The following is an 18,481-nucleotide window of genomic DNA, read 5'->3' as shown; positions in this document are numbered from 1 at the left end:
CGAATCTCCATGGCTACGGCGACGACCGGTTTTCCGCGTTCGGCGGCAGCACCGGGGAAGCGGGCGGGCTCCACTTCTCTTCGATGCGGCCGAAGTGCCAGACGGCGAGGGCGGCCAGCCAGGTGACGACGAAGAGCCCGACGATCAGGAAGCCGATGTGGTCGAGGTCCACGTGGGCGACGACGGCGACCGGGCCGGTGATGCCCAGCTTGTCCACGAGCAGGGACAGCAGCTCGATCGTGCCGACGATCAGGGCGACCGCCACCGAGAGCGCCGTGATCACGAGGTTGTAGAAGATCTTGCGGACGGGCCGCGCGAACGCCCAGGCGTAGGCGAAGTTCATGAAGCACCCGTCGATGGCGTCGAACAGGGTCATGCCGGCGGCGAACAGCACCGGCAGCACCAGGATCGCGTACCAGGGCAGCGAAAACGCGGCCGCGCCCGCGGCGAGCACCAGCAGGCCGATCTCGGTGGCCGTGTCGAAACCGAGTCCGAAGAGGACACCCACGGGGTAGCTGTGCCACGGCTTGCGCACCGCTTTGGTGACGCCGCCGAGGATCCGGTTCAGGAAACCCCGCTTGTCCAGCTGTTGCTCCAGTTCCGCCTCGTCGAAGTCGCCGCGTCGCATGCTCCGGAAGACGCGGAGGATCCCGCCCAGCACCACGAGGTTCAGGATCGCGATCACGTACAGGAACACCCCGGAGACCGACGTGCCGATCAGCCCGGTCGTCCGGTGCAGGGCGGATCCGTCGTCGCCCACCTGGCCGGCGAGCGCGCGAACCCCGAGTGAAAGCAGCAGGCACAGCAGGAAAACGACCGTCGAATGGCCGAGGGAAAACCAGAAACCGACCGACAACGGCCGTTTTCCGTCGGCGATCAGTTTGCGGGTGGTGTTGTCGATCGCGGCGATGTGGTCGGCGTCGAACGCGTGCCGCATGCCGAGCGTGAAGGCCGTGACCCCCAGTCCCAGGCCGAACACCCCGGACGTCCCGAGTGCGTAGTGGCGGGGTGCGACGACCAGGCCGAGCACGCCCCAGCCGACGAGGTTGAGTGCCAGGATGACCGCGGCCATACCCGCGATCGATGCGCGGTCGCGGCGGGACAGGGCGCGCCGGATGGTGGTGTTCTTCGGGATCGCGCTCATCGCCGCCTCGAGTTCGGGGGACTTCGGGGGACACGGTGGAGCAGGGAATATCGGTGACACTAGACAGATGAACAGGTCGAAAGCAACGGCCGGAATGTTCACCTGTTCGGGAGTGAACCGGACCACACACGGCTCCGAATGGGATCGTGCTTGCCCGGAAAAACGGGCCCGGAGGCTGTTTCCGCATCGGGCGGGAACGACCCGGAACGGCACCGGCGACGGTGCCGTCGGTGAAAGGTCTGCTGCATGCCAGTACTGCTCCCGTCCCGCCGGACCCGGCGTGTGGGCCTCTCCCTGCTCGCGGTGGGGAGTGTGGTGCTCACGAGCGCGCTGATCGGCCTGGGCACCGATCTCGCCGCCGCGTCGAGCCACCGCGAGGCGCCGCTCATCGCCGGGGACCCGCCGGTCGACAACACCGACGTCTACGCCTTCGTCAGCCCGGACAAGCCGGACACGGTCACGCTGGTCGCCAACTGGTACCCGTTCGAGGAACCCAACGGCGGCCCGAACTTCTACCCGTGGGCCACCGACGCCCACTACGACATCAACATCGACAGCGACGGCGACGCCAAGCCGGACCTGACCTACCGGTGGACGTTCAAGACCGACGACCGCCGCGGGAAGTCGACGTTCCTCTACGACAACGGCCCGGTCACCTCGCTCGACGACCCGAACCTGTTGTTCCGCCAGAGCTACGACCTGGACGTGATCGACAAGTACGGCCGCTCGAAGAACGTCGTGCACGCCGGCAAGACCGCGCCGTCGAACACCGGTGCGGCGTCGATGCCGAACTACGGCGCATTGCGCGATCAGGCCGTGACGAACCTGCCCGGCGGCGGCAAGAGCTTCGCCGGCCAGGCCGACGACGCCTTCTTCCTCGACCTGCGCGTCTTCGACCTGCTGTACGGCGGCAACCTGTCCGAGGTCGGCCAGGACACCCTGCGCGGTTACAACGTCAACACCATCGCGCTGCAGGTGCCGAAGTCGGCGCTCGCGTTGAACGGCAACGCGGCCCGCAACCCGGTGATCGGCGTGTGGAGCGACACCGAACGGCAGTCGCTGAGCATCAAGACGCCGGGCAAGAACACCCAGGCCGGCCCGTACGTCCAGGTCTCGCGCCTGGGCAACCCGCTGGTCAACGAGGTCGTCGTGCCCGCCGGGCTCAAGGACAAGTTCAACGCGCTGACCCCGGACCAGGACCACAACGTCCCGGAGCTGGTCGACCGCGTGACCTCGCCCGAGGTGCCCAAGCTGATCCAGGCCATCTACGGGCTCCCGGCCCCCGCGACCCCGCGCAACGACCTGGCCGAGATCTTCCTGACCGGCGTCACCACCAAGGCCGGTGGCCCGATCAAGGCGGACCTCAACTCGCAGCTGAACAACGCCGACGTCAACGCCAAGAAGTTCACGCCGTCGGAGATGCTGCGGCTCAACACCGCGGTGCCGGTCGCGGCGAACCCGAACCGGCTCGGCGTCCTCGCCGGTGACCTGCAGGGCTTCCCGAACGGCCGCCGGCTCACCGACGACGTCGTCGACATCGAGGTCCAGGCGCTCGAAGGGGCCGCGCAGACCGGCGTCATCGTCCCGGCACTGGCGACCGGGGACAAGGTGAACGCCAACGACGTGCCGTTCGGGAGCGCCTTCCCGTACGTCGCGCTGCCGCACAACTCCGCGGTGAACGCGGGCGGTGGCGGCGGAGGCGGGGCCGTCGGTGGAGGTGCCACGTCCGGAGGAGCCGCCGGTCCCGCTGCCGGCACCCCGTTCCCGGTCAAGCCCGCGCTCGGCGGCCTGGCCGCCGCGGTGCTGCTGGGGTCCGGCGTGTGGTTGCTGCGCCGCCGTCCCGGTACCGCGGTCGAATAAGTCCACCGACGCCGGTGGCGGGTGCTCGGCACCCGCCACCGGCGTCCGGCCGTGAGGTCCCCGAATGTCCGAACGCTCCACCCGGTCACGCCGGATCCTCGCCGTCGTCGTGCTGGCCGCCGGTGCGGTGGTGCTCGTCGCCAGCGTGTCGGCCGGTCAGTCCACGCCCGCCGCGGGGCCGGCGCCGGTTCCCGTCGCGCAGGACACGCTCGCCCACAGCATCGGCGTCGCGCAGGACAAGCTGCGCCGGACGCCGCAGGACCCGCTCACCTGGGCCCAGCTGGGCAGCGCCTACGTCGAGCAGGCCCGGATCACCGCCGACCCCGCCTACTACCCGAAAGCCCAGGGCGCGCTGGAGAAGTCCCTGCGGCAGCAGCCCGACGGCAACGGCCCGGCGCTGATCGGGATGGGCGCGCTCGCCAACGCCCGCCACGACTTCGCCGCCGGCAAGACCTGGGGTGAACGCGCGGAAGCCGCGTTGCCCGACACCGCCGAGTCCTACGGCGTGCTCGCCGACGCGCTGACCCAGCTCGGCGACGCCGGCGCGGCCACCGACGCGATCCAGCGGATGCTCGACCACAAGCCCGGCGTGTCCTCCTTCACCCGCGCCTCCTACGACCTCGAGCTGCACGGCCGGGTCGACGACGCGCGGGCGGCCCTGCAACGCGCGGTCGCCGACGCCACCAGCCCCAGCGACGTCGCCTTCTGCCGCTACTACCTCGGCGAACTCGCCTTCAACTCCGGCGATCTCGACGCCGCCGCGGCCGAGTACGACCAGGGGCTGGCCGTCGACGCGCGGAACGTCTCGCTGCTGGAGGGCCAGGCCAAGGTCGCCGCCGCGCGCGGCCGGGTCGACGACGCCCTTGCGGGCTACCGCGACATCGTCGCCCGGGTGCCGCTGCCGCAGTACCTGCAGGAGTACACCGACCTGCTCGTCGCGGCCGGCCGCGGGCCCGAGGCCGAGCAGCAGTTCGCGGTGCTCGACAGCCAGCAGCGGCTCTTCGCCGCGGCCGGGGTCACCGACGACCTGACCGCGTCCGCCGTCGCCGCGAGCCGCGGCGACAACGCCGGCGCGCTGGCGCACGCGCAGGCCGAATGGGGACGCCGGCAGAACGTGCTCGTCGCCGACGCCCTCGGCTGGGCCCTGCACCTCAACGGCCGCGACACCGAGGCGTTGACCTACTTCGACCGCGCCGCCTCGCTCGGCGGGCGCACCGCGACGTTCGCGTACCACCGGGGCATGACGCTCACGGCGCTGGGCCGCAACGCCGACGCCGTCGCCGCGCTGTCGGACGCGCTCGGCACCAACCCGTACTTCTCCCCGCTCGGCGCCCCGGACGCGCGCCGGACGCTCGACCGGCTCAAGGCGGCGCGGTGAAACGGCTCGTGACCGTCCTGTTCGGGCTGCTGGCGCTCGCGCTCCTCACCGCGCCGGCCGCGGCCGCGCACCCGCTCGGGAACTTCACGGTCAACCACTACGACGGGCTGACGCTGCACCCGGGCACGCTCGACCTGCTGTCCGTTGTGGACAGTGCGGAGATCCCGACGGTCCAGGACAAGCCGGCCGTGGACACCGACCACGACGGCGTGGTCAGCGCCGCGGAGTCCGCTGCCCGGGCCGCCGTCGACTGCGCGGCCCTGCTGTCGGCCACACCCGTCACGGTCGACGGCCGGCTCGTGCCGCTGACACTGAACTCCAGCACCCTGGAGTTCCCGCCGGGCCAGGCGGGGCTCGCGACGAGCAGGCTCACCTGCGCGATGTCCGCGCCCGCTCGGCTGGACCGGGCCGCGACGCTGACGATCCGCGACGGCTTCCGCACCGACCGGATCGGCTGGCGCGAGATGACAGCCGTCGGCGACGGCGTCCGCCTCCCGGCCGACGGGCTGCCGACGTCCAGCGTCAGCAACGAATTGCGCGCCTACCCCGACGACCTGCTGGCCGACCCGCTCGACGTCCGCGAGGCCACCCTGCGCGTCGAACCCGGGGCCGGCGGGGGTGCCGCCGCCGACGTCGCCCCGCACCTCGGGCCGCTGGACGCGGTGGTCGGCACGGTCACCCGGACGTTCACCGACCTGGTCGGCACCGACGACCTGACCCCGGCGGTGGGCGCGCTCGCCGTGCTGCTGTCGCTGCTCCTCGGCGCGTCGCACGCCGCCCTGCCCGGGCACGGCAAGACGCTGATCGCCGCTTACCTGGCCGGGAAGCGCGGGTCGACGCGGGACGCGCTGGTCGTCGGCGCGACGGTGACGGTGACCCACACCGCCGGGGTGCTGCTGCTGGGGCTGGTCATCAGCGGGTCGAGCGCGCTCGCGGGGGAGAGCGTGCTGAGCTGGCTCGGGGTGGCGAGCGGGCTGCTGGTGACGGGCATCGGCGCTTGGCTGCTGGTGTCGGCGCTGCGCAACCGCGCGAAGCAGGTGCAGGAGGAACCGGTCCTGGTCGGTGCCGTCGCCGGAGCGGGAACGCACGGTCACGGCCACGGGCATGGGCACGGCCACGGGCATGGGCACGGACATGGCCACGGTCATGGGCAAGGCTTCGGGCGTGGGGGACTGATCGGGATGGGGGTCGCCGGGGGACTGGTCCCGAGCCCGTCGGCGCTCGTCGTCCTGCTGGGCGCGGTCGCGCTCGGCCGGACGTGGTTCGGCGTCCTGCTGGTCTTCGGTTACGGGTTCGGCATGGCGGCCACCCTGACCGCCGTCGGCCTGATCCTGGTCCGGCTGCGCGACCGCCTGGAGACGATGCGCCGCATGGACCGGCTGCGGGCCCGGGCCGCCCGGTTGTCCGGCTGGATGCCGGTGCTCACCGCGACACTGGTGCTGGTGGTCGGGCTCGGCCTGGCCGTCCGCGCCGCGACGGGAAACGGATGACGATGCGCGCGATCGCCGCACTGGCCTGCTTTCTCCTGCTCGCCGGGTGCTCGGCCGCCCGGCCCGATCCGGGGCCGGTGTTCGACAACGAGGGCAACCAGCCGGTCGGCTGCATGAAGCACCAGCCGGCCGGTCCGGGCGCCCGCTACCGCGATCCGGCGCAGGTCCGGACCGACGAAACCCTGCCCCTGCTTCGGTATTACACCGCCAACGGGCGGAAGCCGTACTGCGACCGCGCGGCGCCGTCCGACGCCGACCGGGCGTGGGCGGGGGTGTACGTCACCCTGGGTGCCGACCGCGCGAACGTCGCGGGCGTCCTGGGCTGACGGCCCTCAGCGCGGGATCAGCTCCCGGAGCTTGGCCGCGGCCAGCCGGACGCGCGACTTCACGGTGTTGACCGGAATCCCCAGTGCCGCGGCGATTTCCCGGTAGGACATCCCGTCGATGTAGGCCCGCGTGAGCAGGATCTGCTGTTCCTTCGGCAGTTTCGCCAGCGCGTCCCGGAGCCGGCGGACCTCGGCTCCGGTGAGAGCCTGCTCGCTGGGATCGGGCTCGGTCGGGATCAACGCCTGGCGGGCGACCAGGTTGTCGCGTTCGCGCGCCGCTTGTGCCGCGCGCACCCGGTCGACGGCCCGCCGCCGCGCGATCATCGTGACCCAGCGGGCGCCGGTGCCCTGCGCGACGTCGAAGCGGGCCGCCGTCGCCCAGAGTTCGAGGAACGTCTCCTGGGTGACCTCTTCGGACTGCGCGTGGTCCTGCACCACGCTGTACACGATGTGGAAGACCAGACCGAAGAATTCCCGGTACAACCGGTCGAAGGCGGAACGGTCTCCGCACGCCACCCGCTCGAGCAGTTCTTCCATGGCCGCGATTCCTGTCTCGGCAGTCTGAACGACAGAACGTGAACTCGTTTCGAGCAGCGGGGGCCGGGCTGCCTGTCCATGAAGCGTTCGAGGCATTGGCGCGTCGAGCTTGGTCCGGGCCGGCGCCGCGCGACGCGTGGACGGACCGGTGCTGCGGCTACTGGGCCATCAGAGTGATCCTCGCGGGGATCGGGTCAGGGGATTTCTCACCCTGATCCGCGTTTCGCCGCAGGTGGTGGGGGATGAGCCCGGAGATTCCGCGCGCTCGGGCGGCCGGCCGGGTCGCCTTGCCGGGTGAACCCGATCGGGTGGGCCTCCGAACCATGGTGGTCGGTGGACACCGATCCGAGATCCGGCCGAGGCGGTCCGACCCGGGGTGCGCGGCAACCGGTGAGGTTGCCGCCGCCCTCGGGTGATCGCCGGTTTCGCTGACTTTCTTCCTTGCTCCGGCCGGATCTCACCAACGAGCCTGCTCGGCTTCGAGCCGGACGCAGCGCGCAGAGAGCGTGGTGTCGAATGCGATCTTTCAGGAACGACAGGGTTTTCGGCGGTAAGCCGGTGCTGGGTATCGCCACCGAGACCGACCGCCGGGCCTTCCTCCGGATGGCGGGTCTGGTCGGAGTCGGCGCGACCCTGGTCGCGGGCGGCCTGGGGTCGGTGGTGACCGCGGCGATCGCCGCGCCGGCCGCCGGCGACGCGGGCGATCTCGAGATCCTCAACTACGCGTTGACACTCGAGTACCTGGAGTCGGACTTCTACACCACGGGGCTGGCGAAGAAACTCGTCAGCGGCCGTGAGCTCGAGCTGATCACCGAGATCGCCGACCACGAGAGCGCGCACGTCACGGCGGTCACGGCGCTGATCAAGCAGCTCGGCGGCACCCCGGTCGCCAAGCCGGCGATCAAGTACCCGGACGAGACGTTCAAGGACAAGGCGGGTTTCCTGAAAGCCGCGTCCACCTTCGAAGAAGTCGGCGTGACGGCGTACCACGGTCAGGTCGGGCTGATCAAGAGCGGTGACGTGCTGGGCGCGGCCGCGTCCATCGCCGGTGTGGAGTCGCGGCACGCGGCCGTGCTGGCCTCGCTCATGGGCGGCGCGCCGTTCCCCGCGCCCATCGAGAAGCAGCGGACGAAGGACGAAGTCCTCGCCATCGTCAAGCCGTTCCTCTCCTGACTTCCCGACCTCGTAAGGAAAGCACTCATGAACAGGCGTGATCTCATCCACGGGCAGGCCACCGACGTCTCGCCCCAGCTGGCACTCGGCGCGCTCGGCAACCGCTGGGCGCTGGCCCAGGCCGGCGACTTCGGCAGCGACCTCGACGTCCTCAACTACGCGCTGACGCTGGAGTACCTGGAATCGGCGTTCTACGTCCAGGGCAACAAGGCCGTCGCCCTTTCCGGGGCGGAAGCCGACTACCTCAAGCAGATCCAGTCCGACGAGGAGTCGCACGTCACGACCCTGACCGCGACGATCAAGAAGCTGGGCGGGACCCCGGTCGAAGCGCCGATGGTGAACTTCGGGGCCGCGTTCGACAACCGCATGAGCTTTCTGACGGCCAGCCACACCTTCGAGAACGTCGGCGTCGGCGCGTACCTCGGTGCGGCGGGCTTCGTCAAGGACAAGACCATCCTGCAGGCCGCGGCGGGCATCTTCGGTGTCGAAGCCCGGCACGCGGCGATCGTCGGGAACCTGCTCGGCCTGCCCGCGAAGGGCGGGGTCTTCATGGGCAACACCGAGACGCCGAAGGACAAGGCCACCGTGCTTGCCGCCGTCGCGCCGTTCCTGGTCGCCACGCCGACCGTGCCGAAGGGCGCGCCGGCGATGGGGGCGGGCGGGGCGAGCGACGACCAGACCGGCGTCGCCCTCACGGCCACCGGAGCGGTCCTGGTCGCCGGCGCGGCGGCGGTCGCTGTGAGCCGCCATCGCCGTCCAGGCGACGACGAAGAAACCCGTGGCTGACCCGGTTCCCGAGCCCGGCGGGCGTCAAGCCGACGCCCGCCGGCGCCGCCGCGTGCTCCTGCCGGCGCTGGCGGTGGTGCTGGCCCTGACCGGCGGCGGCCTGGTCTGGGCCGGCGTCACCCACAAGCCCGGCCAGGCCCCCGTGGCCGCGGCCGGCAGCGTCCCCGCGCCGACCACGACGACCACGACGACCCCGCCGCCCACCACCGGCCGCCCGGCCCCCCGCCCGACGGTGCCGTTGCCCCGGTCGACACCGGTCTCGATCCAGGTGCCCAGCATCGGTGTGGACAGTTCGCTGCTGTCGCTGGGCCTCAACCCCGACCGGACCGTCGAGTCACCCAAGGACTTCAGCAGGGCCGGCTGGTACGACTACGGCCCGACCCCGGGCGAGGCGGGCGCCTCGGTCATCCTGGGCCACATCGACTCCTATCGCGGCCCGGCCGTGTTCTACCGGCTGTCCAAGCTCACGCCGGGGGCCCAGATCAACGTCCGCCGCAGCGACGGCAAAACGGCAACGTTCACGGTCGACGCCCTGAGGCAGTACCCGAAGAGCCGATTCCCGGCCGAGGACGTCTACGGAGCGGTCGAGTACGCGGGTCTACGCCTGGTCACCTGCGGCGGCGAATTCGACCGGGCGGCGCGCAGCTACCTGGACAACATCGTCGCCTACGCACACCTCACGGGCACGAGCTGAGCAGCCCGACGCGAATCGGTACCCGAGGTCGTTCGTCCACACAGGACCGTGACGGATGCCTCGGCGCTTGTGTCACGCCTGGACCAGCCGGATGCTACGGGCGTAACGTGCGCGGAATGGGCGTCGAACCTCGTGGCCGCCCGGCACCCCGGCTCCGCGCCGTCGGCCGGCAGTGACCGGCTCGTTCTGGTGGGACCTGCTGATCGGCGCCGCCGTCGCGCTCGTGCTGGCCTGGCTCGCGCTGATCGTCGCGCTCGTCGTCGTCCGGCCGCGGGGCGGTCTCCTGCGCGAGGCCCTGCGGCTGCTGCCCGACGTACTGCGGCTCATCCGGCGCCTGGCCGCGGACCCCGCCCTGCCCCGCGGCGTCCGGATCCGGCTCGGCCTCCTGCTGGTCTACCTCGCCATGCCGATCGACCTGATCCCCGACTTCATCCCGGTGCTCGGCCACGCCGACGACGCCATCATCGTCACGGCCGTCCTCCGCGGCGTCGTCCGCCGCGCGGGGCTCGACGCCGTGCGCGCCCACTGGCCCGGCACCGACGACGGCTTCGCCGCGGCGGCCCGCCTGGCCGGAATCCGCACCCCGGCGAACTGAACGTTCCGCTCGTGCGGGGACGGTCGCCGTTCGTCCGTGATCCGGTACCGGTCGTTCGCGATCGGTTGCCAGGTCCGGCGCGGGGCGAAGAAGGTTGCGGGGAAAGCCGAGCTCGGGAGGGACATGTTCGTTCACTGTCTCGGAGTCGCGGCGGGCGGCGGATATCCGCAGTGGAACTGCGCGTGCGCCGGCTGCCGGAAGGCCCGTGCCAAGCCCGAAGCCGCGACGACCCACGCCGGGATCGCCGTCTCCGGAACCGGTGAGCGGTGGTTCCTGCTGAACGCGACCCCGGACGTCCACCACCAGATCGCGGCGGATCCCGCGCTGCACCCGGGCCCGGAAGTCCGCGAAACGCCGGTGGCCGGGGTGCTCCTGACGGACGCGGAGTTCGATCACACGATCGGCCTGCTGGTGCTGCGGGAGGGGTCGGCACTGACGGTGTACGGGACTTCGCCCGTGCTCGAAGCGCTGACCACGTCCTTCCCGGTCCGGGACCTGCTCAGCGATTACGCGGACCTCTCCTGGTCCCGGCTCGACACCGGCCTGCCCCTGGACCTGGACGACCGGTTGCGCGTGACGGCCTTCCCGACCGGGTCCAAGCCACCTCGCTACGTCGGGCGTCCGTGCGCCTCGGCCGAGTGGGAGGTGGGCTTCCGCCTGGAAGACCGGGTGACGGGCGGAACCGTGGTGTACGCGCCGACGCTGCCCCGGTGGGACGCGGCGTTCGCCGAGCAGGTGGCGTCGGCCGACTGCGTCTTCCTGGACGGCACGTTCTGGACGGACGACGAAATGTCCGGCCAGAGCGCGGGAAAACGGACCGGGCGCTCGATGGGACACCTGCCCGTCGGTGGCGCCGACGGCTCCGCCCGCGCGCTGGCCGCGCTGCCGGCGAAGCGGAAGATCTACACCCACATCAACAACACGAACCCGATCCTCGACGAAGAGTCCCCGGAGCGACGCCGGCTGACGGACCTGGGCATCGAGGTCGGTCGAGCCGGCCTGGAGGTGGAAGTGTGAACGCCTGGTCCTCGGAAGCGACGGAGGAGTTCGAAGCGCGGCTGCGGTCGATCGGGGAGAAGCGGTACCACCACCTGCACCCGTTCAACGAACGGATGCACGCGGGCTCGCTGACCGAAGAGGAGTTCCGGGGGTGGGTGCGGAATCGCTTCTACTACCAGGTGAACCTGCCGGTGAAGGACGCGTTCATCCTGACCAAGCTCCCCGACCGGGACGACCGGCGGCGGTGGATCCAGCGCATCATCGACCACGACGGGCGCACGGGGGACGAGGGCGGCCTCGAGAAGTGGGTCCGCCTGGGCGAAGCCGTCGGGTTGACCCGCGAGCAGCTGTTCGACGACGACACGGTGCTGCCCGGCGTGCGCTTCGCCGTGGACGCCTACGTGGACTTCTGCCGCCGGCGGCCGTGGCTGGAGTCCGTGGCGTCGGCGCTGACCGAGCTGTTCGCGCCGGATCTGCTCAGCCGCCGGATCACCGACGTCGAACACCACTACCCGTGGATCGCGCCGGAAGGCCTGGACTACTTCCGGGCCCGGCTCACCCAGCAGCCGAAGGACATCGCGCACCTGCTCGAACTGGTGCTCAACCACGCGATGTCCCGGGAGCAGCAGGACGCCTGCGCGCGGGCGCTGGAGTTCAAGTGCGACGTCCTCTGGAGCCTGCTCGACGCCGTGCAGCTCGCGTACGGCAAGAGGTCGTGATGGACACCGGCGACCTGACGGCCACGCCCCGGCTGGCCACCAAGGCGGTGCTCAAGCACGACAGCGTCCGGGACGTGGAGCTGCTCCTGCTGCCGGAACGGGTCGTGCTCCTGAACAAGTCCGGCGCGGCGATCCTGGGACTCTGCGACGGCAGCCGGACCGTGCGGCAGCTGGTCGAGCGGCTCGAGCACGACTTCGAGGCGACCGATCTCACCAGCGACGTCATGGCGTTCCTCCAAGACGCCAGCGGCCGGGGCTGGGTGGTGGTCAAGTGACCGCGCCGCCGCCCTACGGCCTGCTGGCCGAGGTCACCCACCGGTGCCCGCTGCACTGCGTCTACTGCTCGAACCCGCTGGCGCTGCTCGATCGGCAGGACGAGCTCGGCACCGAGCACTGGCTGCGGGTGCTCGGCGAAGCGGCCGGGCTCGGCGTCCTGCAGGTCCACTTTTCGGGCGGGGAACCCCTCGTCCGCGGCGATCTGGAGACGCTGGTCGCCGAGTGCCGCCGCCTCGGCCTGTACACGAACCTGATCACCAGCGGCCTCGGGCTCACCGAGCGCCGGGCGGAATCGCTCGTCGCGGCGGGGCTCAACAGCGCCCAGCTGAGCATCCAGGGTGACGCCGCCGAGGCGACGGACCTGATCGCGGCGAGCAAGCGCTTCGACAAGAAGGAGGCGGCCGCGCGCGTCATCCGCGACGCCGGGCTGCCGCTGAACATGAACGTCGTCCTGCACCGGCTGAACCTGGACCGGCTGGACGCGATCATCGACGTCTGCGTGAAGTGGGGCGCCGAACGGCTGGAGCTCGCCAACGCCCAGTACTACGGCTGGGCGCTGCGCAACCGCGAACCGCTGATGCCGAGCAAGGCCCAGCTGGACGAGGCGGTCGGCGTCTACGCCCGCCGGAAGGCCGAGCTGGCGGAGCGGCTGGAACTGCTCTGGATCCTCCCGGACTACTACGAGACCTACCCCAAGCCGTGCATGGGCGGCTGGGCGCGCACGGCGCTGACCGTCGCCCCGGACGGCGTCGTCTACCCCTGCCCGGTGGCCGCCGGGATCACGACGATGGAGTTCGCTTCGGTGCGCGACCACGACCTCGCGTGGATCTGGACGAAGTCGGCCGCGTTCGAGGCGTTCCGGGGCACGGACTGGATGCCCGACCCGTGCCGGAGCTGCCCGCGCAAGGAGCTGGACTTCGGCGGCTGCCGGTGCCAGGCCTTCGCGTTGACCGGCGACGCGGGCCGCACCGACCCGGTGTGCAAGCACTCGCCGGACCACCACCTGGTGGCGGACGCCCTGGACCGGGCCAACCAGGAAGATCCCGGCGGGCGGCTCGTCCACCGCAGGCCGACGGTTCCGGCGCGCGAGCGGTAGTCCCATTCGTGGGCCGCGGAGCGCCGTTCGGCACCGGTTGCCGACCGCTGGTCCAAGATCGGTTGTAGCGCCTCCACCGGATCCCAGATGCTCTTCGATGTCCGCGAAAGAGGAGGAAAACATGCAGTGGGAAACTCCGGAGTACACGATCGTCGAGGTGTGCGCTGAGGTCACCGGCTACTTCTACCGGGGCTGACAGCAGAGTCCCCGCGTCGGCGTGAGGCCCCGGCTCCCGGGGCCTTGCGCCACCCTGATCACTCTCACGAGGTGGTTCGAGTGACGCTTGAATTCCTTCCGCTGATCGCCCTCGCCTTCGGTCTCAGCCTCGACAACTTCCGCTCGTCGATCGCCATCGGCACCATCCCGTTCGGCTGGCGGCGCGCTCTGCAGGTGGCCCTCGTCTTCGGCGTGTGGGACGCGGTGGGGCCGCTGCTGGGCGGATTCCTCGGCCACTTCCTGGGCGACTTCCTCGGTGACTGGGCGGAGTACATCGGGGCGGCCGCGCTGGGGTTGTACGGGGTGTACTTCATCGTCGGGGCGATCCGGCACCCGGAGCCGGAAGACATGGACCACCCCTGGGTGACGCTCTTCGGGATGCCGCTTTCGCTGAGCATCGACAACTTCATCGCCGGCACCAGCCTGGGCATCGCCGGGTTCTCGCTCGTGGTCCCGATGCTGGCCTTCGGCGGCATGACCGTGATCATGTCGTTCGCCGGCCTGTACGTGGGGCGGCTGGCCGCCAAGGTCGTCCGGGTCCGGTCCGACCTGTTCAGCGGGATCGCGCTGCTCGGCGCGGCGATCCTGCTGCCACTGGCCTTCGGCTGAACCGTGGGTGACACCGGATGCCCGAGAACCCCGACACCCACGTCTACCGCACCTACGACGAGGTCCTGGGCACGACCCGGGCGGCCCGGCGGCGGAACCCGCCGGTGGCGAGCGGCGACGCCAACGACTGGTGGCCGCACCGGGTCGACCTGACGGCCCTGCGCCGGCGCCCGCCCGCGGACTTCGGCTACGCCGCGGAATTCGCGACCGTGGACCTCGGCGAACTGGCGCGGGACGTCGACGACATGCTGACGACGTCCCAGGACTGGTGGCCCGCCGAATTCGGGCACTACGGCCCCCTCGTGCTGCGCATGGCCTGGCACGCCGCGGGCACCTACCGCGTCAGCGACGGCCGAGGTGGTGCAGCCGCCGGGATGCAACGCTTCGCCCCGCTGAACAGCTGGCCGGACAACCGGAACCTCGACAAGGCGCGCCGGTTGCTGTGGCCGGTCAAGAAGAAGTACGGCCGCCGGATCTCCTGGGCGGACCTGATGGTCTTCGCCGGCAACCGGGCACTGGAGTCCATGGGCTTCAAGACTTTTGGGTTCGGCGGTGGCCGCACCGAGGTGTGGGAGCCCGACGAGACGTACTGGGGTCCGGAACGCAAGTGGCTGGCCGAAGAGCGCTACAGCGGCCTGCGCGAGCTCGACGAGCCCCTGGCCGCCACCGAGATGGGGCTGATCTACGTCGATCCGCAGGGCCCGGCCACCAACCCGGACCCGCGGCTCGCCGCCCGCGACATCCGGGAGACCTTCCAGCGGATGGGGCTGGGCGACGAGGAAACGGTGGCGCTCATCGCGGGCGGGCACACCTTCGGCAAGACCCACGGCCCGGCGGAGCCGAACGCGGTCTGCGGGCCCGAACCCGAGGCCGCGCCGCTCACCGCGCAGGGCCTGGGCTGGACCGGCCGGCACGGCAGCGGCATCGCGGCGGACACGGTCACCAGCGGGCTGGAGGGGATGTGGACGCGCACACCCGCCCGGTGGGACCACACGTTCTTCGAGACGCTCTTCGCGTACAAGTGGGACGTCGAGCTCAGCCCGGCGGGCCTGTGGCAGTGGATCCCGGCCGACGGCCAGGGCGAGGGCACCGTGCCGGACCCCTTCGACCCGGACGTGAAACACCACCCGGTCATGCTCACCACGGACCTCTCGTTGCAGGAGGACCCGGTCTACGCGGCGATTTCGCGGCGGTTCCTGGAGCACCCGGACCAGTTCGAGGACGCGTTCGCGCGGGCCTGGTTCAAGCTGACCCACCTCGACATGGGCCCGCGCCGGCGGTACCTGGGGGCGCTCGTCCCGGCCGAACCGCTGATCTGGCAGGACCCGGTGCCGTCGGTGGACCACGAACTCGTGGACGCCGGCGACGTCGCCGCTCTCAAACGCGAGATCCTCGGCTCCGGCCTCACCACCACCCAGCTCGTGGCGACGGCGTGGGCGTCGGCTTCGACGTACCGCGACAGCGACAAGCGCGGCGGCGCGAACGGCGCGCGGATCCGGCTCGAACCGCAGCGCGGCTGGCCGGTCAACGAACCCGGGCAGCTGAACGTCGTCCTGCCCGCGCTGGAGGCGATCCAGGAGCGGTTCAACGCCGCCCAGCCGGGGGACAAGCGGATCTCGATGGCCGACCTGATCGTGCTCGGCGGGTGCGCCGCGGTGGAGCACGCCGCTGGCCACGAGGTCGACGTCCCGTTCCGCTCAGGGCGCACCGACGCGACCCAGGAGTGGACCGACGTCGAGTCGTTCGGCGCGTTGCAACCCTGGGCGGACGGCTTCCGGAACCACCTGCGCGACGGCTTCCGGTTGCCGCCGGAGCACCTGCTGGTCGACCGGGCGAACCTGCTGACCTTGAGCGCTCCCGAGATGACCGTGCTGCTCGGCGGGCTGCGGGTGCTCGGCGTCACCCACCGGCGTTCTCCGGTGGGGGTGCTGACTTCGGCGCCGGGGTCGTTGACGAACGACTTCTTCGTCAACCTGCTGGACATGGCGACGGTGTGGGCGCCGAAACGGGACGGGGCCGACTGGAGCGCGATCTACGAGGGCCGCGACCGGGACACCGGCGAGGTGAAGTGGACCGCGAGCCGGGTCGACCTCCTCTTCGGTGCGCACTCCGAGCTGAGAGCGCTTTCGGAGGTGTACGCGAGCGACGACGCGGGCGGGAAGTTCGTCCGGGACTTCGCCGCGGCGTGGGTGAAGGTCATGGAACTCGACCGGTTCGACCTGCGGTGAACGGTACCTCTCGCCGGGCGAACGGTGGGGCCGGGCTGTTCTGTGGCAACGGATATCGTGCGGACGGGCCCGGAGGTAGAGTCCGAACGCGTTGCAGGACAACAGAAGTCCGAAGCACCTGTAGGAGGTGAGGTCCGATGACGACTGCCCAGGAACGAGAAGACCTCCTGGTCGAACTCCGCGGACAGAACAAGGCGACCATCGGTGCCGTGCTCGGGTCCGGCACGATCGCCAAGGCGACCGAGCGTGCCGACGGGACGATGGAAGCGACCATCCGGATCCGTGAGGACGCGATGGCGTGGGAACCCGGGGTGCTGATCATGCCGCACTCCGGCGTCCTCGAGCTGACGATCATCAACGACGACAAGAACACCCACGCCTGCTTGCTGCCCAGCAACGGGGACAAGCAGTTCATCGGCCTGCTGAACCATTCGAAGGGCAGCGCGACCCTCGAACTGGACGGTCCCGGCTGCTACTGGTACGGCTCGCCGGCCGGCAACGACGAGGGCCGGGGCCTGACCGCCGCCATCGTCGTGACCGGCGAAGTGCCGCCGGAGGCCAAGCTCGACCGACCCGCCCAGCCGCGGCCGTAGAAAGGCAGGAACCACCATGACGATCGAATACCTCGACGCCGGCAAGGCGATCGACCACGGCAAGCTGTCCAACCTGCCGCACCGCGCGCCGGACGTGACGCGCGGCCTCGGCTACGAGCGCATCCTCCAGGCGCGCAGCGAATCGCACAACTGGATCACCTACTACGGCGACTACGACGGCAAGCGGCACAGCCTGCTCGAGGAGATCAACGCCGGGAACGTCAAGGACCTGAAGGTCGCCTGGATCTTCCAGGCGGGGGCGAGCGGAATGATCGCCTCGACGTCGACCTACGCGTTCGAGGCCTGCCCGCTGGTCGTCGACGGCGTCATGTTCGTCACCGGCTGGGACGGCTGGCTCTGGGCGCTCGACGCGAAGAGCGGCGAACAGCTGTGGCGCTACAAGCACGCGATCCCGATCGACGTGACCCTGTGCTGCGCCAACGTCAACCGCGGCTGCGCGGTGGCGAGCGGCAAGGTCTACATGGTGACCCAGAACGCCCAGCTGGTCGCGCTCGACGCCACCACCGGGCGGAAGATCTGGCAGAAGCCCATCGGTGACGTGCGGGCCGGCGAGAGCGCCACGATCGCCCCGCTGGTCATCAAGGACACCCTCATCACCGGGTCCTCCGGCGGCGAGTACGGCGTCCGCGGCCACATCGACTGCTGGGACCTCGAGACCGGCGAGCGGCGCTGGCGCACCTACACCGTGCCGAAGCCGGGTGAGCCCGGCTCGGAGACCTGGCCCGCCGACGGCGAAGCCTGGCAGCGCGGCGGCGCGAACCACTGGGTCACCGGAAGCTTCGACCCCGAGCTGAACCTCTACTACGCGGGCACCGGGAACCCGGCTCCCGACTTCGACGGCGAGGTCCGTGAGGGGGACAACCTCTACACCGACAGCGTGGTCGCGCTGGACGTCGACACGGGTGAGATCCAGTGGCACTACCAGTTCACCCCGCACGACCTGTGGGACTACGACTCCACGATGGAGATGACCCTGTTCGAGCGGGACGGCAAGAAGCTGCTGGCCCACTTCGACAAGAACGGGTACATGTTCGTCCTCGACCGCACCAACGGCGAGCTGCAGCACGTCACGCCGTTCGTCGACCGGATCGACTGGGGTGTCATCACCCGCGACGGCAAGGTGACCGCGCGGAAGTACCCGGACAAGGAAGGCGAGCCCTGCCACTTCTTCCCCGGCCCCGCCGGCGCGAAGGAGTGGACGCACGCGTCGTACAACCCGGACCACGACCTGTTCTACGTCCCGGTGGCCGACGTGGGCGCCACCGCCACCCGGCGGCGTCGCGAGTTCAAGGAGGGCATGCCCTACTGGGGCGCCGCCGTCGAGGTCGACATCGACGACATGGCCGGCTCGGTCAGCGCGTTCGACTCCCACGGTGAAGAGAGGTGGCGCCACCGGCTCGACAGCATGCCGATGGCCGCGTCGACCCTCAGCACCGCAGGGAACGTCGTGTTCGCCGGTACGCCCGCAGGCGATTTCCTGGCGCTGCACGCGGAAACGGGGGAGAAGCTCTGGAGCTTCCAGTGCGGCTGCGGTCACCACAGCAGCCCGAGCACCTACAGCGTCGAGGGCAAGCAGTACATCGCGGTGCCGGTCGGCTGGGGTGGCTGGCTCGAGGGCATCGTCCCCGGCATGTCCGGTCAGGGGCACGGTGCCGCGCTGATCGTCTTCGCCCTGTGACGGGAACCCACCGCTGACGTGGCCGGGCCGTCGCCACGGCGACGGCCCGGCCACGGGACCGAG

19 protein-coding genes are annotated in these 18,481 nt (G+C 70.8%); 17 read left to right on the top strand and 2 right to left on the bottom strand.

Annotation, left to right across the window (positions count from 1 at the left end):
- Positions 1 to 13: 13 nt before the first annotated feature.
- Positions 14 to 1,144, bottom strand: coding sequence for a HoxN/HupN/NixA family nickel/cobalt transporter (locus OG439_RS22570; RefSeq protein WP_326951320.1), 1,131 nt, complete (start codon positions 1,142 to 1,144; stop codon positions 14 to 16).
- Between the two features lie 246 nt (positions 1,145 to 1,390).
- On the opposite strand from OG439_RS22570, the gene OG439_RS22565 reads away from it, so the two are divergent.
- From OG439_RS22565 to OG439_RS22550, 4 genes are all read left to right on the top strand, one after another.
- Positions 1,391 to 3,004, top strand: a complete 1,614-nt coding sequence (locus OG439_RS22565) for a DUF4331 domain-containing protein (protein WP_326951319.1) — start codon at positions 1,391 to 1,393, stop codon at positions 3,002 to 3,004.
- 64 nt (positions 3,005 to 3,068) lie between these two features.
- On the top strand, positions 3,069 to 4,382 hold the full coding sequence (locus OG439_RS22560) for a tetratricopeptide repeat protein (protein ID WP_326951318.1): 1,314 nt from the start codon (positions 3,069 to 3,071) through the stop codon (positions 4,380 to 4,382).
- Entirely contained in the window at positions 4,379 to 5,872 is a 1,494-nt protein-coding gene (locus tag OG439_RS22555) for a nickel/cobalt transporter (protein ID WP_326951317.1), read from the top strand. The genes OG439_RS22560 and OG439_RS22555 overlap by 4 nt, the downstream gene beginning before the upstream one ends.
- Positions 5,869 to 6,198 carry a hypothetical protein gene (locus OG439_RS22550; protein WP_326951316.1) on the top strand — a complete coding sequence of 110 codons (330 nt, stop codon included), beginning with the start codon at positions 5,869 to 5,871 and terminating at the stop codon, positions 6,196 to 6,198. The genes OG439_RS22555 and OG439_RS22550 overlap by 4 nt, the downstream gene beginning before the upstream one ends.
- Before the next feature lie 6 nt (positions 6,199 to 6,204).
- Here OG439_RS22550 and OG439_RS22545 read toward each other — a convergent pair whose 3' ends face one another.
- Positions 6,205 to 6,735 carry a sigma-70 family RNA polymerase sigma factor gene (locus tag OG439_RS22545; RefSeq protein WP_326951315.1) on the bottom strand — a complete coding sequence of 177 codons (531 nt, stop codon included), beginning with the start codon at positions 6,733 to 6,735 and terminating at the stop codon, positions 6,205 to 6,207.
- A gap of 516 nt (positions 6,736 to 7,251) precedes the next feature.
- Between OG439_RS22545 and OG439_RS22540 the strand changes: the two genes are divergently transcribed.
- From OG439_RS22540 to OG439_RS22480, 13 genes are all read left to right on the top strand, one after another.
- Positions 7,252 to 7,908 carry a ferritin-like domain-containing protein gene (locus OG439_RS22540; protein ID WP_326951314.1) on the top strand — a complete coding sequence of 219 codons (657 nt, stop codon included), beginning with the start codon at positions 7,252 to 7,254 and terminating at the stop codon, positions 7,906 to 7,908.
- A gap of 27 nt (positions 7,909 to 7,935) precedes the next feature.
- A complete protein-coding gene (locus OG439_RS22535) occupies positions 7,936 to 8,694 on the top strand; it encodes a ferritin-like domain-containing protein (RefSeq protein WP_326951313.1) in 759 nt (252 codons plus the stop codon).
- Complete coding sequence (locus tag OG439_RS22530) at positions 8,687 to 9,388, top strand: class F sortase (protein ID WP_326951312.1); 702 nt, start codon at positions 8,687 to 8,689, stop codon at positions 9,386 to 9,388. Before OG439_RS22535 ends, OG439_RS22530 begins: the two co-directional genes overlap by 8 nt.
- A 172-nt stretch (positions 9,389 to 9,560) precedes the next feature.
- Positions 9,561 to 9,983, top strand: coding sequence for a YkvA family protein (locus OG439_RS22525; protein ID WP_326951311.1), 423 nt, complete (start codon positions 9,561 to 9,563; stop codon positions 9,981 to 9,983).
- 123 nt (positions 9,984 to 10,106) lie between these two features.
- Positions 10,107 to 11,000, top strand: a complete 894-nt coding sequence (gene pqqB, locus OG439_RS22520) for a pyrroloquinoline quinone biosynthesis protein PqqB (protein WP_326951310.1) — start codon at positions 10,107 to 10,109, stop codon at positions 10,998 to 11,000.
- Positions 10,997 to 11,701: a pyrroloquinoline-quinone synthase PqqC gene (gene pqqC, locus OG439_RS22515; RefSeq protein ID WP_326951309.1), complete on the top strand. Its 705-nt coding sequence runs from the start codon at positions 10,997 to 10,999 to the stop codon at positions 11,699 to 11,701. The genes pqqB and pqqC overlap by 4 nt, the downstream gene beginning before the upstream one ends.
- Positions 11,701 to 11,976, top strand: a complete 276-nt coding sequence (pqqD, locus tag OG439_RS22510) for a pyrroloquinoline quinone biosynthesis peptide chaperone PqqD (protein ID WP_326951308.1) — start codon at positions 11,701 to 11,703, stop codon at positions 11,974 to 11,976. The genes pqqC and pqqD overlap by 1 nt, the downstream gene beginning before the upstream one ends.
- On the top strand, positions 11,973 to 13,073 hold the full coding sequence (gene pqqE / locus OG439_RS22505) for a pyrroloquinoline quinone biosynthesis protein PqqE (protein WP_326951307.1): 1,101 nt from the start codon (positions 11,973 to 11,975) through the stop codon (positions 13,071 to 13,073). The genes pqqD and pqqE overlap by 4 nt, the downstream gene beginning before the upstream one ends.
- A 97-nt stretch (positions 13,074 to 13,170) precedes the next feature.
- Complete coding sequence (pqqA, locus tag OG439_RS22500; protein WP_326951306.1) at positions 13,171 to 13,269, top strand: pyrroloquinoline quinone precursor peptide PqqA; 99 nt, start codon at positions 13,171 to 13,173, stop codon at positions 13,267 to 13,269.
- Between the two features lie 80 nt (positions 13,270 to 13,349).
- Positions 13,350 to 13,898: a manganese efflux pump MntP gene (locus OG439_RS22495; protein ID WP_326951305.1), complete on the top strand. Its 549-nt coding sequence runs from the start codon at positions 13,350 to 13,352 to the stop codon at positions 13,896 to 13,898.
- Positions 13,899 to 13,915: 17 nt separating this feature from the next.
- Positions 13,916 to 16,126, top strand: a complete 2,211-nt coding sequence (katG, locus tag OG439_RS22490; protein ID WP_326951304.1) for a catalase/peroxidase HPI — start codon at positions 13,916 to 13,918, stop codon at positions 16,124 to 16,126.
- Positions 16,127 to 16,263: 137 nt separating this feature from the next.
- On the top strand, positions 16,264 to 16,719 hold the full coding sequence (locus tag OG439_RS22485; RefSeq protein WP_326951303.1) for an MSMEG_3727 family PQQ-associated protein: 456 nt from the start codon (positions 16,264 to 16,266) through the stop codon (positions 16,717 to 16,719).
- A 16-nt stretch (positions 16,720 to 16,735) separates the two neighbouring features.
- Positions 16,736 to 18,418: a PQQ-dependent dehydrogenase, methanol/ethanol family gene (locus OG439_RS22480; protein ID WP_326951302.1), complete on the top strand. Its 1,683-nt coding sequence runs from the start codon at positions 16,736 to 16,738 to the stop codon at positions 18,416 to 18,418.
- Positions 18,419 to 18,481 lie beyond the last annotated feature (63 nt).

It is taken from the genome of Amycolatopsis sp. NBC_01307 (assembly GCF_035975215.1).
In the GTDB taxonomy this organism is placed as follows: Bacteria; Actinomycetota; Actinomycetes; order Mycobacteriales; family Pseudonocardiaceae; genus Amycolatopsis.
This window is presented reverse-complemented; position numbering and strand designations above follow the sequence as displayed.

What these genes read in the sequence shown, in the direction of transcription:
- OG439_RS22570 (WP_326951320.1), bottom strand. Translation starts at nt 1,144, where the DNA reads ATGAGCGCGATCCCGAAGAACACCACCATCCGGCGCGCCCTGTCCCGC.
- OG439_RS22485 (WP_326951303.1), top strand. Translation starts at nt 16,264, where the DNA reads ATGACGACTGCCCAGGAACGAGAAGACCTCCTGGTCGAACTCCGCGGA.
- OG439_RS22545 (WP_326951315.1), bottom strand. Translation starts at nt 6,735, where the DNA reads ATGGAAGAACTGCTCGAGCGGGTGGCGTGCGGAGACCGTTCCGCCTTC.
- OG439_RS22540 (WP_326951314.1), top strand. Translation starts at nt 7,252, where the DNA reads ATGCGATCTTTCAGGAACGACAGGGTTTTCGGCGGTAAGCCGGTGCTG.
- OG439_RS22480 (WP_326951302.1), top strand. Translation starts at nt 16,736, where the DNA reads ATGACGATCGAATACCTCGACGCCGGCAAGGCGATCGACCACGGCAAG.
- OG439_RS22560 (WP_326951318.1), top strand. Translation starts at nt 3,069, where the DNA reads ATGTCCGAACGCTCCACCCGGTCACGCCGGATCCTCGCCGTCGTCGTG.
- pqqB (WP_326951310.1), top strand. Translation starts at nt 10,107, where the DNA reads ATGTTCGTTCACTGTCTCGGAGTCGCGGCGGGCGGCGGATATCCGCAG.
- katG (WP_326951304.1), top strand. Translation starts at nt 13,916, where the DNA reads ATGCCCGAGAACCCCGACACCCACGTCTACCGCACCTACGACGAGGTC.
- OG439_RS22550 (WP_326951316.1), top strand. Translation starts at nt 5,869, where the DNA reads ATGACGATGCGCGCGATCGCCGCACTGGCCTGCTTTCTCCTGCTCGCC.
- pqqA (WP_326951306.1), top strand. Translation starts at nt 13,171, where the DNA reads ATGTCCGCGAAAGAGGAGGAAAACATGCAGTGGGAAACTCCGGAGTAC.
- OG439_RS22565 (WP_326951319.1), top strand. Translation starts at nt 1,391, where the DNA reads ATGCCAGTACTGCTCCCGTCCCGCCGGACCCGGCGTGTGGGCCTCTCC.
- pqqD (WP_326951308.1), top strand. Translation starts at nt 11,701, where the DNA reads ATGGACACCGGCGACCTGACGGCCACGCCCCGGCTGGCCACCAAGGCG.
- OG439_RS22535 (WP_326951313.1), top strand. Translation starts at nt 7,936, where the DNA reads ATGAACAGGCGTGATCTCATCCACGGGCAGGCCACCGACGTCTCGCCC.